Genomic DNA, 16,334 nt, shown 5'->3' with positions numbered 1-16,334 from the left:
CACCTCTCGGGGCATTTCCCGTTGCCGCCGATAGTCTCTCGATCGTGGCATCCGACCCCTCGCACGCAGCCCACAACGACCCCACGAAGTCATTCGGAATGCTGGTGCGTATCCAGCGGAAACGCGGGGGCTTGACCCAGCGTGACCTGGCGGATCGGGCGGGAATCAGTCTGGCCGCGGTCCGAGACCTCGAGCAGGGTCGGAGCCGACGACCCCGAGAGGAGTCGCTGCTGGCGCTCGTGCGTGCTCTGGGACTCTCTGAGGCGGACGTTGCCGACCTGCGGAGCCAGCGGTCCGCGCCGCAAGCCCGGACTGTCGATGCGAAGGCCGATCCCAGTGCGCTGCGGATCGACGTCCTGGGCCCGCTCGTGCTTCGCGTCGGAGGCGAGACGGTGCCGCTGGCCTCAGCGAAGCAGCGCGTGCTGCTCACCAGGTTGGCTCTCGCGGCGGGCGAGGTGGTCTCACGGGACGCCCTCCTGGAGGCGATGTGGGGCGAGGATCCTCCGGCAACCGGTCCGGCGGCGCTCAGCACCCAGCTCACCCGGTTGCGCCGCCTGCTGGACCGTGGCGCGAATGACCGCCTGGTGGCCACCACGGCGGGGATCCGGCTCGAGCTGGAGCCGCAGCACCTGGACCTGCTGGAGTTTCGGTCGGGCGTCGCCAGGGGAACAGCAGCGACAGAACCAGAGGTCGCAGTCCGCCATCTCGCCGAGGCCACCGATCTGTGGCGTGGCGGAGTCGAGTCGGATCCGATGCGGTTCGGGCAGGTGCCGGAGGCGATCGAGACGGAGTACGTCGCAGCGCTGATCGCCCTCGCGGCGGCCGCGCGGGAGGCTGGGGTTCCCGAGAAGTCGTTGGTCCCGCTGCGAGCTATGTGTGGGCGGCGCCCGCTTGACGAGGCGTTGCACGCCCAGCTCATCCGCAGCCTTGCGGCTGCTAGCCACCAGGCCGAGGCGCTGGGTCGCTACGAAGAGGTACGCCGAGCACTCGCCGACGAGCTCGGGATGGATCCCGGGCAGCAGCTTCGTTCGGCCCATCTCGACGTCATCCAGCAGCGGTGGCGCGGCCGGCGGCCGCGCAAGTCGCCAGCGCCGCAGCAGCTGCCGGCGCCGCCTCCGAACATTGTCGGCCGGGAAGCGGTGATCGCCGAGATCGAGCGCGCTCTCGGCAGCGATGAAGCTCAGTCCACTGGACGGGTCGTCTTGGTAAGTGGCCCGGCAGGTGTCGGCAAGACCTCGGTGGTGCTTGTTGCTGCGCATCGGCTGCGCACCGGCTATCCCGACGGTCAGCTGTTCGTGGACCTGCGTGCCGGTGTGGGTCGGTCGATCGCCGCCGTCGACGTGGTCGGCCGGTTCTTGAGGGCCCAGGGCGTCGAAGACGTTCCTCCGGACGTCGATGAGGCCGCCGCGTTGCTGCGTAGCCGATTGGCCGAGCGCCGGGTCCTGCTGGTGCTCGACAATGTTCAGGAGGCGAGGCAGATCTGGCCCCTACTGCCTGGAGCGGGCCGCAGCGATGCCCTGATCACCAGCCGCAGCGTGCTACCCGACCTGGATGGCACTGTCTCCATCAGTCTTGACGTGCTCGATCCGAGCGACTCGGTGCGGCTGATCCAAGAGGTTTCCCGACGCTCGGGCGAGGACGCTGAGGCGATGGCTGCCGTGGCTCGATCCTGCGGGGACCTTCCGCTGGCGCTACGGATCGCGGCCCGCCAGCTGGCTCATCGGCCTCGATCCTCCGCGGCCGACCTTGCTCGAAGACTTGATGGTGCCACCGACATGCTCGGCGAGCTGGTCGTCGGTGAGGTGAGTGTGCTCGGCAGTTTCCGCCTGAGCTACGCCACCTTGTCTGTGCAAGCGCGGCGTACGTTCCGGATGTGTTCTCTGCTCCCGGCTGATGACTTCGGTGTCGACTCGGTCGCTGTGCTCCTGGACGAAAACGAAGCTGCCAGCAGGCACTCGCTGGAGGAGCTGCTCGACGCGAACATGCTCTATCAGCATTCGGCCGAGCGGTATCGCTTTCATGACCTGCTGCGACTCTATGCCGAACATGAGTTCGCCGGTGGCAGCGGTAGGGAGGATGGTGCTGAGCCGGCTCGTCATCGACTGGCCAGGTGGTATCTCGATCGAGCGACGGCCGCCGTCGATTGGGTCGTCCCGCAGCTCGGGGCGGCGGCGGTTCACGCCGACAGGGCGTCAGCGTTCGTCGACGAAGATGCGGCAATGGCCTGGCTGGATCAGGAGTATCCGGCAATGCTCGAGCTGGTCGAGTCCTCGGTGGAGGAGGGCATTCTGCTCGACTTCTCCTGGCGCATCGTGGACCACCTGCGGGGCTATCTGTTCCTGCGCCGTCGCGAGGGCTGGCTCCGCCTGGCCGAGGCCGGGCTGATCGCCGCCGAGAAGGTCGACGACGATCGGGCGCGAACCGCCATGTACATCTGTCGGAGCTATGCCCGTGGCGCGCTTGGTATGGACGACGGATCACTCGAGGACACCCTGCGGGCCAGCGCACTGGCCGAGGCCTGCGGGTGGACCCAGGCGGCCGCCTGGGTCGCGCATGACGTCGGCTGGCAGCGTTATGAGTCCGGAGCGCTCCTTGATGCTCGGGAGTGGTTCGAGCGGAGCATGGCGCTGGCCGATGGCGAAGAGAGCCACGCCTTCGCCTTGGGGCTGAACGGATTCGGGATGGCGGTGCTGGAGAGCGGCGAGTTCGAGCAGGCCGCCGAAGCCTTCAAGCGCGCTCAGGACCTGAACCACGCGGCGGGGCGGGAGACCGCCGTCCTGGCCAACCAGGGCAACCGGGCCAGTGCCCTGCGGCAGCTCGGTCGCACCGTGGAGGCTCAGGCACTGCTTGACGTGGTGCTACGTGGCTATCGGCGACGAGGGTATCCGCGTGGTGTGCTCTCGACCCTCGACGAGATGAGTCGGCTGTACGTCCAGGTCGGCCGCAGCAGCGAGGCACGTACGGCGGGCCAGGAGGCGTACGAGATCGCTCGGGACCTGGGAGAGCCGCGCGGGATCGCGCTGGCTGCTGACGGGTTCGGCTGGAGCCTGGTCGCAGATGGTGACCCGGGAGCGGCGATTGCGGTGATTCATGAGTCCGTCGCGATCGCAGAGGCCCAGGGTTACGGTGTATGGGCGGCCCGTGCGCGGGCGCACCTCGCCGAGGCGCGTCGCTCGTACGGAGAGCCAGATAGCGCCCGGGGCTAAGCGGTGCCTACCCGCAACCTCAGGTGGCGGCCGCAGTGGCGGTCACCAGGCACCAGCGAGAGGCGCGCTTCTGGAGCGTCGCGGCCTCCTCGCCGGCCTTGCCGGTGAGCTCGCAGGAGAGCCATGCGTCGCCGAACAGGCCGCGCAGGACCACCTTCGGCTGCTTCTTCGCGTCGACGCAGGTGAGTGCGACCGACGGCTTCCCATACGCAGGGCTCGACGACGCCTGGCAGCCCTTGGGCACGCTCTTGGTCATCTGAGTGGCCCAGTCCAGCGTGACCGGCGGGGCGAAGACCCAGGCGCGGGCAGAGGTGGCCGACTCCTCCGGCCCGGTCCAGATGCAGCCGTACTCCTGGGCGACGTCGGTCGTCTCGCCGGTGATGACGGTCTGGTCGCCGTCGCCGTAGGCCTTCTTCTCGGTCGCGGCGCCGCCCAGCGCCTCGGTCACGTCCTCGGTCGGCACGCGGTCGCAGAAAGCGCCCCGGCGCACATGCATCGTGGTGGTGTCAGCGGTGCTGAGATCGCCCTTCACCTCGGGTGTCTTCGGCTCATCGTCTTTCAGGGTGAGCACGCCGACCCCGACCGCGATCGCGGTGAGGACTACGGCACCGAGGAGGATCCGGACTGCAGAGCGCACGCCGTCAGAGTACAGGGGTCGGTATCTCAGAGCCGAAGTGCTGAGCCCACCACGGTTGCACTACCCTCGGCGGGGTGATCCGCTTCGAGAAGGTCAGCAAGGCCTATCCAGGGCAGGCACGGCCCGCCCTCAACAGCCTTTCGATCGACATCCAGAAGGGGGAGTTCGTCTTCCTCGTGGGCCAGTCGGGCTCGGGGAAGTCGACGGCGCTCAAGCTGATGCTGCGCGAGCAGCGGCCGAGCTCGGGCCGGGTCTACGTCGCCGGCAAGGAGATCAACCGGCTCGCCGGCTGGAAGGTGCCGCGGCTGCGTCGCCAGGTCGGCACGATCTTCCAGGACTTCCGTCTGCTGACCAACAAGACCGTCGCCGAGAACGTCGCCTTCGCGATGCAGGTGACCGGTCACTCCAACCGCGAGATCCGTCAGCGGGTCCCGGAGACGCTCGAGCTGGTCGGCCTCGACGGCAAGGGCGACCGCATGCCCGACGAGCTCTCCGGTGGTGAGCAGCAGCGGGTCGCCGTCGCCCGCGCCTTCATCAACCGGCCGATGATCCTGATCGCCGACGAGCCGACCGGAAACCTCGACCCCGGCAACACCGTCGGCATCATGCGCCTGCTCGACCGCATCAACCGGTCCGGCACCACCATCGTGATGGCCACCCACGACGTCCAGATGGTCGACCAGATGCGCAAGCGCGTCATCGAGCTCGAGCACGGCCACCTCGTGCGCGACCAGGTCCAGGGCGGCTACGGAGCCCAGTTCTGAGGCTCCAGCCCTGAGCCCTGCTCCGGACTCTGACGACGCACCTACCACCTGCTCTACCACTAGAAGGGCTCTTCGACCCGCCATGCAGCTGCGCTACGTATTCACCGAGCTTCGCCAGGGGCTCCGCCGAAACCTGTCGATGCACGTCGCGGTGGCCCTGACCCTGCTCGTCTCGCTCACCCTGGCCGGTGTCGGCCTGCTGCTGCGTGAGCAGGCCCAGCTGACCGAGGAGGTCTGGGGCGACGAGCTGCAGATCACCTTCTACATGTGCAACGGCGCCAACGACCGCAACCCGCAGTGCGCCGGTGCCGTCGACGACAGCCAGAAGAAGGTCATCACCGACGCCCTCGAGGACAACCGGTACGTCGACAGGATCGAGCCGGAGAGCCAGGAGCAGGCCTACAAGCGGCTGCAGGCTCTCGACGTCGAAGGCGTCAGCGGTCCCGACCCGGTGGTCAGGGCCGGAGACATGTGGGAGTCCTACTGGGTCACGATGACCGACCCGCACCACTCCGCCGAGATCATCGAGGCCGTCGCCGGTCTGGACGGCATCGACCACGTCGGTGACGTCCACGAGGTGACCGGGCCCATCCTCGCCGCGGTCGACGGGCTGCAGAGCGCGGCTCTGGTCGGCGCGATCGTGCTGATCGTCGCGGCGCTCCTGCTGGTCGCCAACACCATCCGGCTGGCAGCCTTCGCGCGCCGCCGTGAGATCGGGATCATGCGGCTGGTAGGCGCCTCGACCCTCTACATCGCGCTGCCGTTCCTCCTGGAGTCGCTCGTGGTGGCGCTGGTCGGCATCGGGCTGTCCGGGATCGCGCTGGCCGCGGTGATGCACTTCGGCGTCGAGCAGCGGCTCTCGTCCACGGCAGTGACCCAGTGGGTCGGCTGGGAGGAGTTCTTCAGCTCCTTCGCGATCGTCGCGCTCCTCGGCATCCTGCTCACCCTCGTTCCGACACTCCTGCTCACCCGCAAATACATCAAGGTCTGACCCGGGTCGCTTAGCGTCTGGCCGTGCACTGCCCCCGTCTTCGCAGCCCCCGTGCCGGTTCGCTTGCCGCTGTGCTCAGCTGCGCCGTGGTGGCTGCCGTGCTCCTCTCGCCGCCCCTTCCCTCCTCCGCCGACGAGAGGGACCGTCTCGAGCAGGAGCAGCGCGAGGTCGAGCGGGACCAGAAGGCCGCCGCCAAGGATCTCGAGCATTCCAGCGCCGGCGTGCGGAAGGCGTCGGAGACCTACGCCGCGGCGCAGAAGAAGCTCGACCGGGCCCAGTCGCGTCTGGACGAGCTCAACGCGAGGCTCGTCGAGGCACAGGCCACCCACGCCAGGCTCGAGAGCGAGCTGGCCGAGCAGAGGCGGCTGCTCGCCCAGGCAAAGAGGCAGCTCGCCCAGGGCGAGGCCAAGGTCAAGGGACAGCGCGAGGAGATGCGCGACGCGATCCTGACCCGCTTCACCGGGGGAGACCCGCAGCTCGCGCAGGCGGCGGCCCTGCTCTCAGGAGGCTCCCTCGAGGATCTGATGCGCCAGCAGACCTACGCCGACGCGGCCGCCGCGGGCCAGGACGCCACCCTCCAGCGGATGGAGGCGACCGAGACGATGCTCGTGGTCCGCGAGGCGGAGGTGCAGGAGGCGACCGACGCGATCGCGGCCAAGGAGAAGAAGGCCCGCAAGCTGGTCGCCGAGGTCGACTCGCTCCGGGACCAGGCCGAGGCGGCCCACGCCGAGATGTCCACGCTGGCCGAGCAGGCAGCCACCGCGAAGCGCTCCGCCGAGGCGGCCAGAGCTGCGGATGCCGCCGAGCTGCGCAAGCTCGAGGCAGAGGAGTCGGCGCTGCGTACGAAGATCCGGTCGCTCGCCTCGTCGGGCTCCGGCTCTGACCGGAACGTCGGGTCGGTCGGTGGGCTCTTCGGGGCTCCGGTGGCCGACACCTACGTCACCTCGCCCTACGGCATCCGCAAGCACCCGATCTACGGTTACGTGTCGCTGCACAACGGCACGGACTTCCACGCGCCGTGCGGTCGCCCGTTGCGCGCCATCGAATCGGGGCAGATCATCTCGACCTCGTACTCGAGCGTGTGGGGCAACCGACTCCACCTGTATCTCGGCAAGGTCAACGGGCACTCCTACACCGCCGTCTACAACCACATCTCGAGCTATGCGAAGCGTTCGGGCAGCATCGGCCGCGGTGAGACCGTGGCGTATGCGGGGACCACCGGCTGGTCCACGGGCTGCCACCTGCACTTCACGATCCTTCGCGACGGGACCCCGGTCGACCCGATGCCGCTGCTGGGCTGATCCCGGGGAGGCTTGCCGCCTAAACGTTTCGCGGTCATGCCCCTGTGCCTGAGAGAATGGGAGAATGGCGAAGGAGCAGGGGCGCAAGATGATCGCGCAGAACAAGAAGGCGCGACACGACTACCACATCGAGGACACCTACGAGGCCGGCATGGTCCTGCAGGGCACTGAGGTGAAGTCGCTGCGTGAAGGTCGCGCGTCGCTGGTCGACGGGTTCGTCGACATCGACCGGGGCGAGGCCTGGATACACGGGATCCACATCCCCGAATACCTCAACGGCACCTGGACCAACCACGCCGCCCGCCGCAAGCGCAAGCTGCTCCTCCACCGCGCCGAGATCGAGAAGATCGATCGCAAGGTCTCCGAGAAGGGTCTCACCGTCGTCCCGCTCGCCCTCTACTTCCTCAACGGTCGCGCCAAGGTCGAGATCGGCGTCGCCAAGGGCAAGAAGTCGTGGGACAAGCGCAACACCATCGCCGAGCGTACGGCCAAGCGCGAGGCCGAGGTAGAGGTCGGGCGCAAACTCAAGGGCATGACGGGCTAAACCGAGTGGGGAATGTCGGCGGCGGCCTGTAGTGTTGTGTTGTTGCCTGGTTGCAGGCGTTGAAAACTCAAAAGGGGCTGATCGGTTTCGACTTGGGACGTTGCTCCCAGGGGAAGCGGGTCGAGGAGCCAGCGTCATCTCGTAAACGATCGCTGGAAACCAATAACTGCCGACTCTAAGCGCAGTTCCTTCGCTCTCGCCGCCTGAGCGGTGATCGAAGCGTCTGACCGAGTATCCGTCTCCGGCTCGGATCCAGGCGTCATCTAGGAGACTCACCTCATGCACATGCCGACGGGGCATGAGGGACAACTAGTCGGATGAGCCTGTCGGGGACGTGTCTGTGTCGAGCCCCGGGGATGAGAGAACGCCACCCACAGACTGCACCCGGAGAAGACCTGGCACGGCGCTCGAGGACCGGGGTTCGATTCCCCGCAGCTCCACAAACCTTTGGCCGACGTGTGCCCTCCAGATGGAGGGCCACGTCGGTTTGTCATATCTAGGCGACGCTCCGCGTCGCGGCGGGGGAGATCCCCCGCACCCCCCTGGTTGCGCGTGGCTGGTGCGTCGCGCGGAGGCGGGGGCTTCGCCACCCGCACCCCCGACGTGCGTGGTCGGTGGCGCGCAGGGGACCCCTAGGAGGGCCAGTCACGCTCTGTGTGACTGGCCCTCCTAGGGTCATTCCCGGGCTGCTGGCCGCACTCATGATCCGCGGATTCGGGGTATTGCTTCGAAGAGGCGGAAGAACTCCTGTGGTTCACCTCCCTGGCGAGATGACTTCTCTTGCGTGCGCGATAGGGTTGTGAGGCGTACGTCACATGGAGGTAAAGATGTTCGAGGAAGGACAGCTCTACTCGCCCGTCACCGTGGGCGATGATGGGCAGGTCGAGGTGCATCTGGGGGACAACCACCCCGGGTTCGCAGACCAGGACTACCGGGCTCGACGCAGCGAGATCGCTGGCGCGGCGCTCGGTTGGAAGCCGGGGGAGCCAGTGCCCCGGATCGACTACACCGAGACGGAGAACGAGATCTGGCGGACGGTCTCCCGTGAGATCGCGCCGCTGCACGCGAAATATGCCTGCCGCAACTACATCGCGGCCGTCGAGGCCCTCAATCTCCCGACCGACCGGGTGCCGCAGCTCGACGAGGTGAGCGCCGGCCTGAAGGCACTGACCGGCTTCGAGTACGTCCCGGCCGCCGGGATCGTCCCGCTGGAGGAGTTCTACGGGAGCCTGGCGGACAGGCAGTTCCACTCGACGCAGTATCTGCGCCATCACGCGGTGCCGCTCTACACCCCGGAGCCCGACATCATCCACGAGGTGATCGGCCACGGGAACCTCCTCGCCGACCCTCAGGTCGCCGAGGTCAAGCGGCTCGCCGGCGCCGCCGCGCGTCGTGTCGAGACCAGGGAGGCGCTCCAGGTCGTCGCCGACGTCTTCTGGTTCACGATCGAGTTCGGCGTGCTCCACGAGGACGGCGACATCAAGGCATATGGGGCCGGGCTGCTCTCCTCCTACGGCGAGATCGAGGAGATGCACGAGGTGGAGGTGCGTCCGATCGACTTCGCCCAGATGGCGACGGTCGACTACGACATCACCCACTACCAGCCGGTGCTCTTCGCGGCGGAGTCGTTCAGCCACATGGTCGACGAGGTCGGCAACTTCTTCGCGACCTGCGACGACGACACGCCGCAGCGTCTCGGGGCTGCCTAGCATCAACCGGTCGCTTCCGGGCGCTAGCCTCGGAAGATGATCGACGGCTACCGCAACCACGCGCTGGAGGCGGCCCTTGAGACCGCCGACATCGACGCGGTCGGAGCCGCGCTGCGTACGGGGCAGGTTGTCGTTCCCCAGCTCGACGAGGCCCGGATCCGGGTCTTTCCCGGGGACCGCGGCAACCGGCCACCGTACGAGGCGATGCTCTTCTCCTCCCAGGAGTCGCTGGAGACGTTTCTCGCCGAGGACACCCGGCGCCGCGCACAGCTGCGCGGCGGCGACGGCGTGCGCGAGTTCCTCACCGCCAACATCGAGGAGATCGCGTACGTCACCTTCGACCCTGCGGGTCCGAACCGGTTCCGAGCCGGCATCAAGGGCGTGCTCAAGGCGCTCGGCCCGAAGCCGCACGTCGACCTGCGCCTGCCGAAGGGGCAGGAGTGGTACGTCGTCGACATGTCCGAGGATGACGTGCGCGACTACCAGCTCGCCGATCTGGTCGACAACGTCCTCCCGAAGGTGCAACGGTCCAAGACGGAGCAGTCCGAGTGGGCGCAGTGGATGATCGCCGCCAAGCACGCGGCGGCCGAGCAGGGCGCGGCCTTCCTGGCCTTCTGGCTGCAGCGGGTCGGACGGCGCCCGTCCGCTCTGGCAGTCGCGCTGAACCGGCCGGCGCCGTTCGGGATGATGCGACACCCGTTGCAGGTCGAGACGACCACGGTGGGGGAGCGGTGGATCGCCTCGCCCGACCGGCTCTACGAGTCACGGCTGATCTACTCCTTCCCGCACCCCGACCTCGCCGACCTGGCCCTGCCCACCGTCGACCTGGTGGTCGCCACGCTGTCGTGGGGAGACGAGTCGTGAGCGAGCGAACCCCATGAGCTGCGTCTTCTGTGACGTCGTCGCCGGCGATCTGGCGGCCGAGGTGGTCTTCGAGGATGACGCCTTCCTGGCCTTCCTCGACCATCGGCCGGTGCAGAAGGGGCACATCCTGATGGTGCCCCGTCTCCACCTCGAGACGTTGCTCGATCTCCCTCCCGACCTTCACGAACGCTTCGTCGCGAATGCCCAGCGCCTGGCCGCCGCGGTCATCGACGGTCTCGACGCCCAAGGCAGCTTCGTCGCGATCAACAACGTGGTCAGCCAATCGGTCCCGCACCTCCACCTCCACGTCGTCCCGCGCACTCGCGGTGACGGCCTCAAGGGCTTCTTCTGGCCGCGGCACAAGTACAAGGACGGCGAACAGAAGGAGTACGCCGACCGGCTGCGTGCCGTGCTGGGCTGAGTTCACCGAGGCGTACGGCTTCGGCCATCAAGAGGTCGGGGGGAGGTCGGTGAGGGCCGATTCACTCGAGACCAGTTGTTGTCCACTGATCCCGGGAGTGCGCAATGTCCATGTCGTCCGTCGCGACCAAGTCCCTTACCTCAGCTCTGGCCGGCGTCGCGCTGGCCGCGGGCACGATGCTCGTCCCGGTGGCGGTGAACGCCGTCGAGGCCAACCGGGCCGACGACATCACCGTCACCGCCCACCGTGGGGCGAGCGCGTACGCCCCGGAGAACACCCTCGCCGCCTTCGCCGTCGGCATCGAGCAGCGCTCCGACTGGATCGAGTCGGACGTGCAGGCCACCAAGGACGGCGAGCTCGTGCTGATGCACGACACCACGCTGTCGCGTACGACCGACGTCGAGCAGCGCTTCCCCGGCCGCTCGCCGTGGCGGGTCAAGGACTTCACGCTCGCCGAGATCAAGACGCTGGACGCCGGCTCCTGGTTCGGCGAGGAGTTCGCCGGTGAGCCGGTGCCGACGCTGAAGGAGATGGTCGAGCAGGTGCGGTCCTCGCGGTCCGGGATCCTGATGGAGCTCAAGTCGCCCGGGCTCTACCCGGGGATCGAGAAGAGGGTCGCGGCCGAGTTCGACTCCTTTCCCGGCTACGTCCGATCCGCGGTCGCAGCCGGCCGGCTCGCCGTGCAGAGCTTCGACTTCGACTCCATGAAGACCTACAAGAGCATCCAGCCCGAGGTGCCGGCCGGCCTGCTCGGCACCCCGGCCTACGCCGACCTGGACAGCTACACCTGGGCGGACCAGATCAACCCGCACTACGGCTCCTTCGACGCGAGCTACGTCGCCCGCGTGCACGCGCTGGGGATGGACATCCACTCCTGGACGGTCGACGACGCCGACATGATGAGCGCCGTCCTCGACCGCGGTGTCGACGGTGTCATCACCAACCGCCCCGACGTGCTCGAGAACGTGATCGCCGGTCGCCGTACCGCTGATGTGAACGACGCGGCCGACGCGGCCTGAGGCCCGTCGACAGATCGTCATTCGTCGTTCACCGCACACCGGGCCCGGGGTCTCCCGGGACCGGTGTGATCGGTTCATGACCACGCCGAACCCCACTCGTATGCGTACCCTCACGCTCGCCGCGGCCGCGGCGTTCGCCGCCGGGACCCTCCTGGTCGCGAACCCCGCCTCCGCAGCGGCCACCACCACGACCGCCGTCCAGGCGGCCAAGCACAAGCACGCCGAGCCGATCGTCTTCGGCCACCGCGGTGCCTCGGGCTACCGGCCTGAGCACACCCTCGAGGCGTACGACCTGGCCATCCAGCAGGGCGCCGACTACATCGAGCCCGATGTGGTCTCGACCAAGGACCGCGTGCTCGTTGCCCGTCACGAGAACGAGATCTCGGGCACCACCGACGTCGCCGACCGCCCGGAGTTCGCGGGCCGGAAGACCACGAAGACCATCGACGGCAAGGCGCTGACCGGCTGGTTCACCGAGGACTTCACCCTCGCCGAGCTGAAGACGCTGCGTGCCGTGGAGCGCATCCCCGGCGACCGCCCGGCCAACACCGCCTACGACGGTCTCTTCGAGGTGCCGACCTTCGACGAGGTGCTCGACCTGGTCGATGCCAAGGAGGCCGAGACCGGCCGCACCATCGGCGTCGCCCCGGAGACCAAGCACCCGACGTACTTCGACTCCATCGGCCTCTCCATGGAGGAGCCGCTCGCCAAGAGCCTCAAGCGCCACGGTCTCGGCGGCAAGCGCGCCGCCGCAGTGATCCAGTCCTTCGAGGTCGACAACCTCAAGGACCTCAACCGCATGGTCGCCACCCCGCTGGTGCAGCTGGTCGACTTCGGCGGTGCCCCCTACGACCAGGTGGTCGCCGGGACCGGCGTGACCAACGACTTCCTGGTCACCGACAAGGGTCTGCGAAGCATCAGGAAGTACGCCGACCAGGTGGCCCCGTACAAGTACTACTTCATCCCGCGCAACGCCGACGGCACGCTGGGCGAGCCGACCGACCTCGCCGACCGCGCGGAGCGCCTCGGGCTGCCGACCGTCATCTGGACCATGCGCGCCGAGAACAAGAATCTCCCGACCGAGTGCCGCATCGGCACCGACCCGATCGCGATCGGTGACCTCGGCTGCGAGGTCGGCCCCTACCTGGACGCCGGCGTCGACGCGTTCTTCACCGACCACCCCGATCTGGGGGTGGCCGTGCGCGACGCTTGGGTTGCTACCAATCAGTAGACACCTCGCGACACCACGTACGACCCTCGCTACAGTCGGCGGGGGCCGTACGTCATTGTCGGCTGAGTCATAGAGCCTGAGTCACACGAAGGAGTTTGGTCATGGGTCGTTTCGATGGACGCGTCGCAGTCATCACCGGGGCAGCGCGAGGGATCGGTTTCGGAGTCGCCACGCGTTTCGCCGAGGAGGGTGCGTCGGTAGCGATCATCGACCTGGACGAGGCCGCCGCCGCTGAGGCGGCCGCCAAGCTCCCGCTGGTGGAGGATGCCAAGTCCGTCGGCATCGGCGCCAACGTCGCCAAGGCCGACGACACCGAGGCCGCGGTCGCCCGCATCGTCGAGGAGCTCGGCGGTCTGCACATCCTGATGAACAACGCCGGCATCACCCGCGACAACCTGCTCTTCAAGATGACCGAGGACGACTGGGACCTGGTCATGGGTGTGCACCTCAAGGGCCACTTCCTGATGTCGAAGGCCGCGCAGGCGGTCTTCGTGAAGCAGAAGTACGGCAAGATCATCAACGTCTCCTCCACCTCGGCCACGGGCAACCGCGGCCAGGCCAACTACTCCGCGGCGAAGGCAGGCGTGCAGGGCTTCACCCGCACCCTCGCGCTCGAGCTCGGCCCGTTCGGCGTCAACGTGAACGCCATCGCACCCGGGTTCATCGCCACCGAGATGACCGACCAGACCGCGGCCCGCCTCGGTCTCGACGTCGACGAGTTCCGCAAGCTCTCGGCCGAGGCCAACCCGGTCAAGCGCGTCGGCGAGCCCGCCGACATCGCCGCCGCCGCGGCCTTCCTGGCAAGCGACGAGTCCTCCTACATCACCGGTCAGACCCTTTACGTAGACGGCGGCGCGACCGTAGCCTGAGCGCTCTCCCAGCACGCACCCGGCGGCGTTGTCGTCGGTCGACGGCCAAGGCCACTTCGTTCAGGCCTGGGCCGCCTCCCTCCTCCGCCTTGCCGTGCACGCACTGGGAGAACGCTCAGATCGCAATTACTAGGGAACCCCGGGCGCGGCTTCGTAGGGTGCAACGATTACCGTCTGAGACTCGTCTAGATAGCTGAGCCGATGTAGATGGAGATCGATGATGCGCACGTCCCGCCCGGGGTTCCTGCTGCGAGCGACGGCGACGCTCGCCGCCGCGGGACTGGTCCTGACCGGCTGCGGCTCCTCGGATGAGCCGAAGGAGACGAAGCCGTCACCGTCCGCGCCTGCTGAGCCCGACCATGAGCCGCTGACCGGAGCCCAGCTCCCCGAGGGGCAGACCGCCGCTCGCAAGCACCCCGCCTACATCGTGAAGATCGACAACACCGCGGCCAGCGACCCGCAGTACGGGCTTGCCCGGGCGGACATGGTCGTCCAGGAACTGGTCGAGGGTGGCGTGACGCGGCTGGCCGTCGCGTACTACTCCCAGCTGCCGAAGGAAGCCGGCCCGGTCCGGTCGATGCGGGCGACCGACGCCGGGATCGCCGCGCCCATCGGTGCCAAGATCATGACCAGCGGCGCGGCGCCGTACACGTTCGCGCAGCTGAAGAAGCACGACGTGGAGTGGATCGACATGTCCACCCCCTACGTCGTACGCGACACCAGCAAGCCCCACGACTTCCTGCACAGCGTGGTCGGCAAGGTCGCGAAGGCAGGCAAGGCAGCCGAGAAGAAGGGCAAGGCCAAGCGGCCCAGCGACTTCATGCCCTGGGGGGACGCGACCACCGAGCTGACCGGTGGCAAGCCCGCCAAGGCCGTCGACGTGAAGTTCTCCCAGGCGCGTACGGACAACTGGGTCTTCAAGGGTGGCAAGTACCGCCTGCAGAACAACTACATGTCCAAGAGCGGCCAGTTCCTCGCCGACACCGTCGTGGTCGCGCAGACCAAGACCACCATCGCCCCCTACAAGGACCCGGGCGGCGCGATCGTGCCGGTATCCCACTTCACCGGCCGGGGCAAGGCGTGGATCATGCGCGCCGGCCAGATCGTCGAAGCGACCTGGGTGAAGAAGGGCGAGAAGGGCGCAGTCGCGTTCACCGACGCGAGCGGTGCCGCGATCGAGATCCCGCCGGGCAAGGTGTGGCTGGACCTGATCCCGAAGGGCAACGGCCAGGTCGAGCCCGGTGGCGTGAGCGTCAAGTAGCGACCCGGCCGCAAGGATCTGCGCTCAGCGCATGTCCTCGACCTTGACGCCCTGCTTGGCCAGGGTCTGCACCCCGGTCAACAGGTAGGTCACGGCCAGCTCGATGCGCTCGGCGGCGTCCTCGGGGTCGCTGGCCTCGGTGACGGACTCGCCCGCGGCCGACATCGCCCCGAAGAAGAGCCGGGCGAAGGTCGCGACCATCTCGTCGTCCACGGTCCGGTCGCCGGCGCGCAGGACCGCGGCGACGATGTCCTCGACGACGGTGAACGTGGAGCGCTCCTCCTGCTCGCGGTAGCGCTGGTAGCCGAGGACCGCGGGCCCCTCCTGCACGACGATGCGGCGGTAGGTGGGCTGCTGGACGGCCTCCAGGAACGTACGCAGCCCGGCCCGCGCCTGCTCCCAGGGGTCCTTCGACTCGCGCATGGCGGCGTCGATGCTCTGCGCGGTGGCGGCCTCGACCTTCTCGAAGACGACCTCGTAGAGCGCCTGCTTGCCGCTGAAGTGGTGGTAGAGCGCGCCCTTGGTGACCTCGGCGCCGGCCACGATGGCGTCCAGCGACGTGCTCGCGTAGCCGTGCTCGGTGAAGAGCTTCTCGGCGACCTCGACCAGCGTCTTCTTGGTCGAGGCGGAGAACTGCTGCCGCCGTGACATCCCCGGGACCGACGAGAGAGGGGGGACCTTGGGGACGAGCTTGCTCACGGACGACTTTGCCACCCGCCCACTCTAACGGCCGTGTTCGGAATCACCGTCCCAGGTATTGGCCATACCCTTGGTATGTTCAATACTATAGGTACGTACTCACGGTATGTGAGTCACGAACTTCCGCAAGGAGCCGACAAATGAGCTGGACCAGCCATCACAAGCGCGGGGAGATCCTCCGCGGCGTGGTCGCCGCCGTCGATGAACGTCGAGACGGCCTGCTGCCCATGGATCTTCCCGGCGTCACCGAGACCTTCGCCGACGAGCTCGACCTGCTCGCCGCCCTGCAGCTGCGCTGGCACACCCGCCTGTCCGGCCGCATCGAGACCGAGCTCGCCGACCAGCCGATGGACCTCGAGGACGCCGTCGTCCGTGCCTGGCACGGCGCCGCCGACGACCTGCCGGGGATCCGTGCGGTCCTCGACCGCTACCACGCACTGCCCGTCGACGAGGCGATGGCCGACGCCCTGGCCAAGGCGCAGGCAAAGGAGCACCTCACCCTTGCCGTCATGGCGGGCAAGGGTGCCTTCGCCGACGCCCAGTGCGTCCAGATCGGCTCGCTGATCGAGCTGAGGGCGCGGGCCGAGTACGAACCGGCCGCCCCGACCGTTGACCGTGGGCCCTTCGCCGGTCTCGTCGACATGTTCCGGTCGGTGCGCTCGGCGGCCTGACGCTGCGTACCGGCTCACCAAGCCAGGCTCCGGGCGCCGGCGCGCCCTCCCGCGGGTCTCCCTCCGCACTCCCTCAGCGCCGGCCCCGGAGTCTTCATACGTGTTGGCTTCGGGTGCGGTTGATGTTTCACAGGTGATGCGATCATG

The 16,334-nt window shown here is 68.1% G+C and carries 15 protein-coding genes and 1 other RNA gene; 14 read left to right on the top strand and 2 right to left on the bottom strand.

Annotated features, from left to right (window positions below):
* Nucleotides 1-44: 44 nt before the first annotated feature.
* A complete protein-coding gene (locus ABZZ22_RS06745) occupies nt 45-3,206 on the top strand; it encodes a BTAD domain-containing putative transcriptional regulator (RefSeq protein ID WP_354928257.1) in 3,162 nt (1,053 codons plus the stop codon).
* Between the two features lie 19 nt (nt 3,207-3,225).
* On the opposite strand, the gene ABZZ22_RS06740 is transcribed toward ABZZ22_RS06745, so the two are convergent.
* Nucleotides 3,226-3,843, bottom strand: a complete 618-nt coding sequence (locus tag ABZZ22_RS06740; RefSeq protein ID WP_354928254.1) for a hypothetical protein — start codon at nt 3,841-3,843, stop codon at nt 3,226-3,228.
* 74 nt (nt 3,844-3,917) lie between these two features.
* Here ABZZ22_RS06740 and ftsE point away from each other — a divergent pair, with 74 nt between their 5' ends.
* The 12 genes from ftsE (at nt 3,918) to ABZZ22_RS06680 (ending at nt 14,817) form a co-directional block, all read left to right on the top strand.
* The gene (gene ftsE / locus ABZZ22_RS06735; RefSeq protein WP_179656763.1) at nt 3,918-4,607 is read left to right on the top strand and encodes a cell division ATP-binding protein FtsE; all 690 of its coding nucleotides are present in this window, start codon (nt 3,918-3,920) and stop codon (nt 4,605-4,607) included.
* 82 nt (nt 4,608-4,689) lie between these two features.
* The gene (gene ftsX / locus ABZZ22_RS06730) at nt 4,690-5,598 is read left to right on the top strand and encodes a permease-like cell division protein FtsX (RefSeq protein WP_354928251.1); all 909 of its coding nucleotides are present in this window, start codon (nt 4,690-4,692) and stop codon (nt 5,596-5,598) included.
* Between the two features lie 23 nt (nt 5,599-5,621).
* Nucleotides 5,622-6,899, top strand: coding sequence for a peptidoglycan DD-metalloendopeptidase family protein (locus ABZZ22_RS06725; RefSeq protein ID WP_354928248.1), 1,278 nt, complete (start codon nt 5,622-5,624; stop codon nt 6,897-6,899).
* Between the two features lie 64 nt (nt 6,900-6,963).
* Nucleotides 6,964-7,443: an SsrA-binding protein SmpB gene (smpB, locus tag ABZZ22_RS06720; RefSeq protein WP_354928245.1), complete on the top strand. Its 480-nt coding sequence runs from the start codon at nt 6,964-6,966 to the stop codon at nt 7,441-7,443.
* 73 nt (nt 7,444-7,516) lie between these two features.
* Nucleotides 7,517-7,886: a transfer-messenger RNA gene (gene ssrA, locus ABZZ22_RS06715) on the top strand.
* A 372-nt stretch (nt 7,887-8,258) separates the two neighbouring features.
* Complete coding sequence (locus ABZZ22_RS06710; protein ID WP_354928242.1) at nt 8,259-9,152, top strand: phenylalanine 4-monooxygenase; 894 nt, start codon at nt 8,259-8,261, stop codon at nt 9,150-9,152.
* Nucleotides 9,153-9,188: 36 nt separating this feature from the next.
* A complete protein-coding gene (locus ABZZ22_RS06705) occupies nt 9,189-10,016 on the top strand; it encodes a hypothetical protein (RefSeq protein WP_354928239.1) in 828 nt (275 codons plus the stop codon).
* A gap of 13 nt (nt 10,017-10,029) precedes the next feature.
* The gene (locus ABZZ22_RS06700; RefSeq protein WP_354928236.1) at nt 10,030-10,437 is read left to right on the top strand and encodes an HIT family protein; all 408 of its coding nucleotides are present in this window, start codon (nt 10,030-10,032) and stop codon (nt 10,435-10,437) included.
* Nucleotides 10,438-10,541: 104 nt separating this feature from the next.
* Nucleotides 10,542-11,456, top strand: coding sequence for a glycerophosphodiester phosphodiesterase family protein (locus tag ABZZ22_RS06695; protein WP_354928233.1), 915 nt, complete (start codon nt 10,542-10,544; stop codon nt 11,454-11,456).
* 100 nt (nt 11,457-11,556) lie between these two features.
* Nucleotides 11,557-12,687: a glycerophosphodiester phosphodiesterase gene (locus tag ABZZ22_RS06690; protein ID WP_354928230.1), complete on the top strand. Its 1,131-nt coding sequence runs from the start codon at nt 11,557-11,559 to the stop codon at nt 12,685-12,687.
* A 101-nt stretch (nt 12,688-12,788) separates the two neighbouring features.
* Nucleotides 12,789-13,556 carry a glucose 1-dehydrogenase gene (locus ABZZ22_RS06685; RefSeq protein WP_354928227.1) on the top strand — a complete coding sequence of 256 codons (768 nt, stop codon included), beginning with the start codon at nt 12,789-12,791 and terminating at the stop codon, nt 13,554-13,556.
* Nucleotides 13,557-13,776: 220 nt separating this feature from the next.
* Nucleotides 13,777-14,817 (top strand): DUF3048 domain-containing protein, encoded by a 1,041-nt coding sequence (locus ABZZ22_RS06680; protein ID WP_354928224.1) that lies wholly within the window; start codon nt 13,777-13,779, stop codon nt 14,815-14,817.
* Between the two features lie 24 nt (nt 14,818-14,841).
* Here the strand turns inward: ABZZ22_RS06680 and ABZZ22_RS06675 are convergent, their stop codons facing one another.
* Nucleotides 14,842-15,531: a TetR/AcrR family transcriptional regulator gene (locus tag ABZZ22_RS06675; protein ID WP_354928221.1), complete on the bottom strand. Its 690-nt coding sequence runs from the start codon at nt 15,529-15,531 to the stop codon at nt 14,842-14,844.
* 125 nt (nt 15,532-15,656) lie between these two features.
* On the opposite strand from ABZZ22_RS06675, the gene ABZZ22_RS06670 reads away from it, so the two are divergent.
* Complete coding sequence (locus ABZZ22_RS06670) at nt 15,657-16,187, top strand: hypothetical protein (protein WP_354928218.1); 531 nt, start codon at nt 15,657-15,659, stop codon at nt 16,185-16,187.
* Nucleotides 16,188-16,334 lie beyond the last annotated feature (147 nt).

Source organism: Nocardioides sp. NPDC006273, from assembly GCF_040613495.1.
Lineage (GTDB): Bacteria > Actinomycetota > Actinomycetes > Propionibacteriales > Nocardioidaceae > Nocardioides.
Note: the sequence above shows the minus strand (reverse complement) of the source record. Positions and strands in the feature narration are given on the sequence as shown.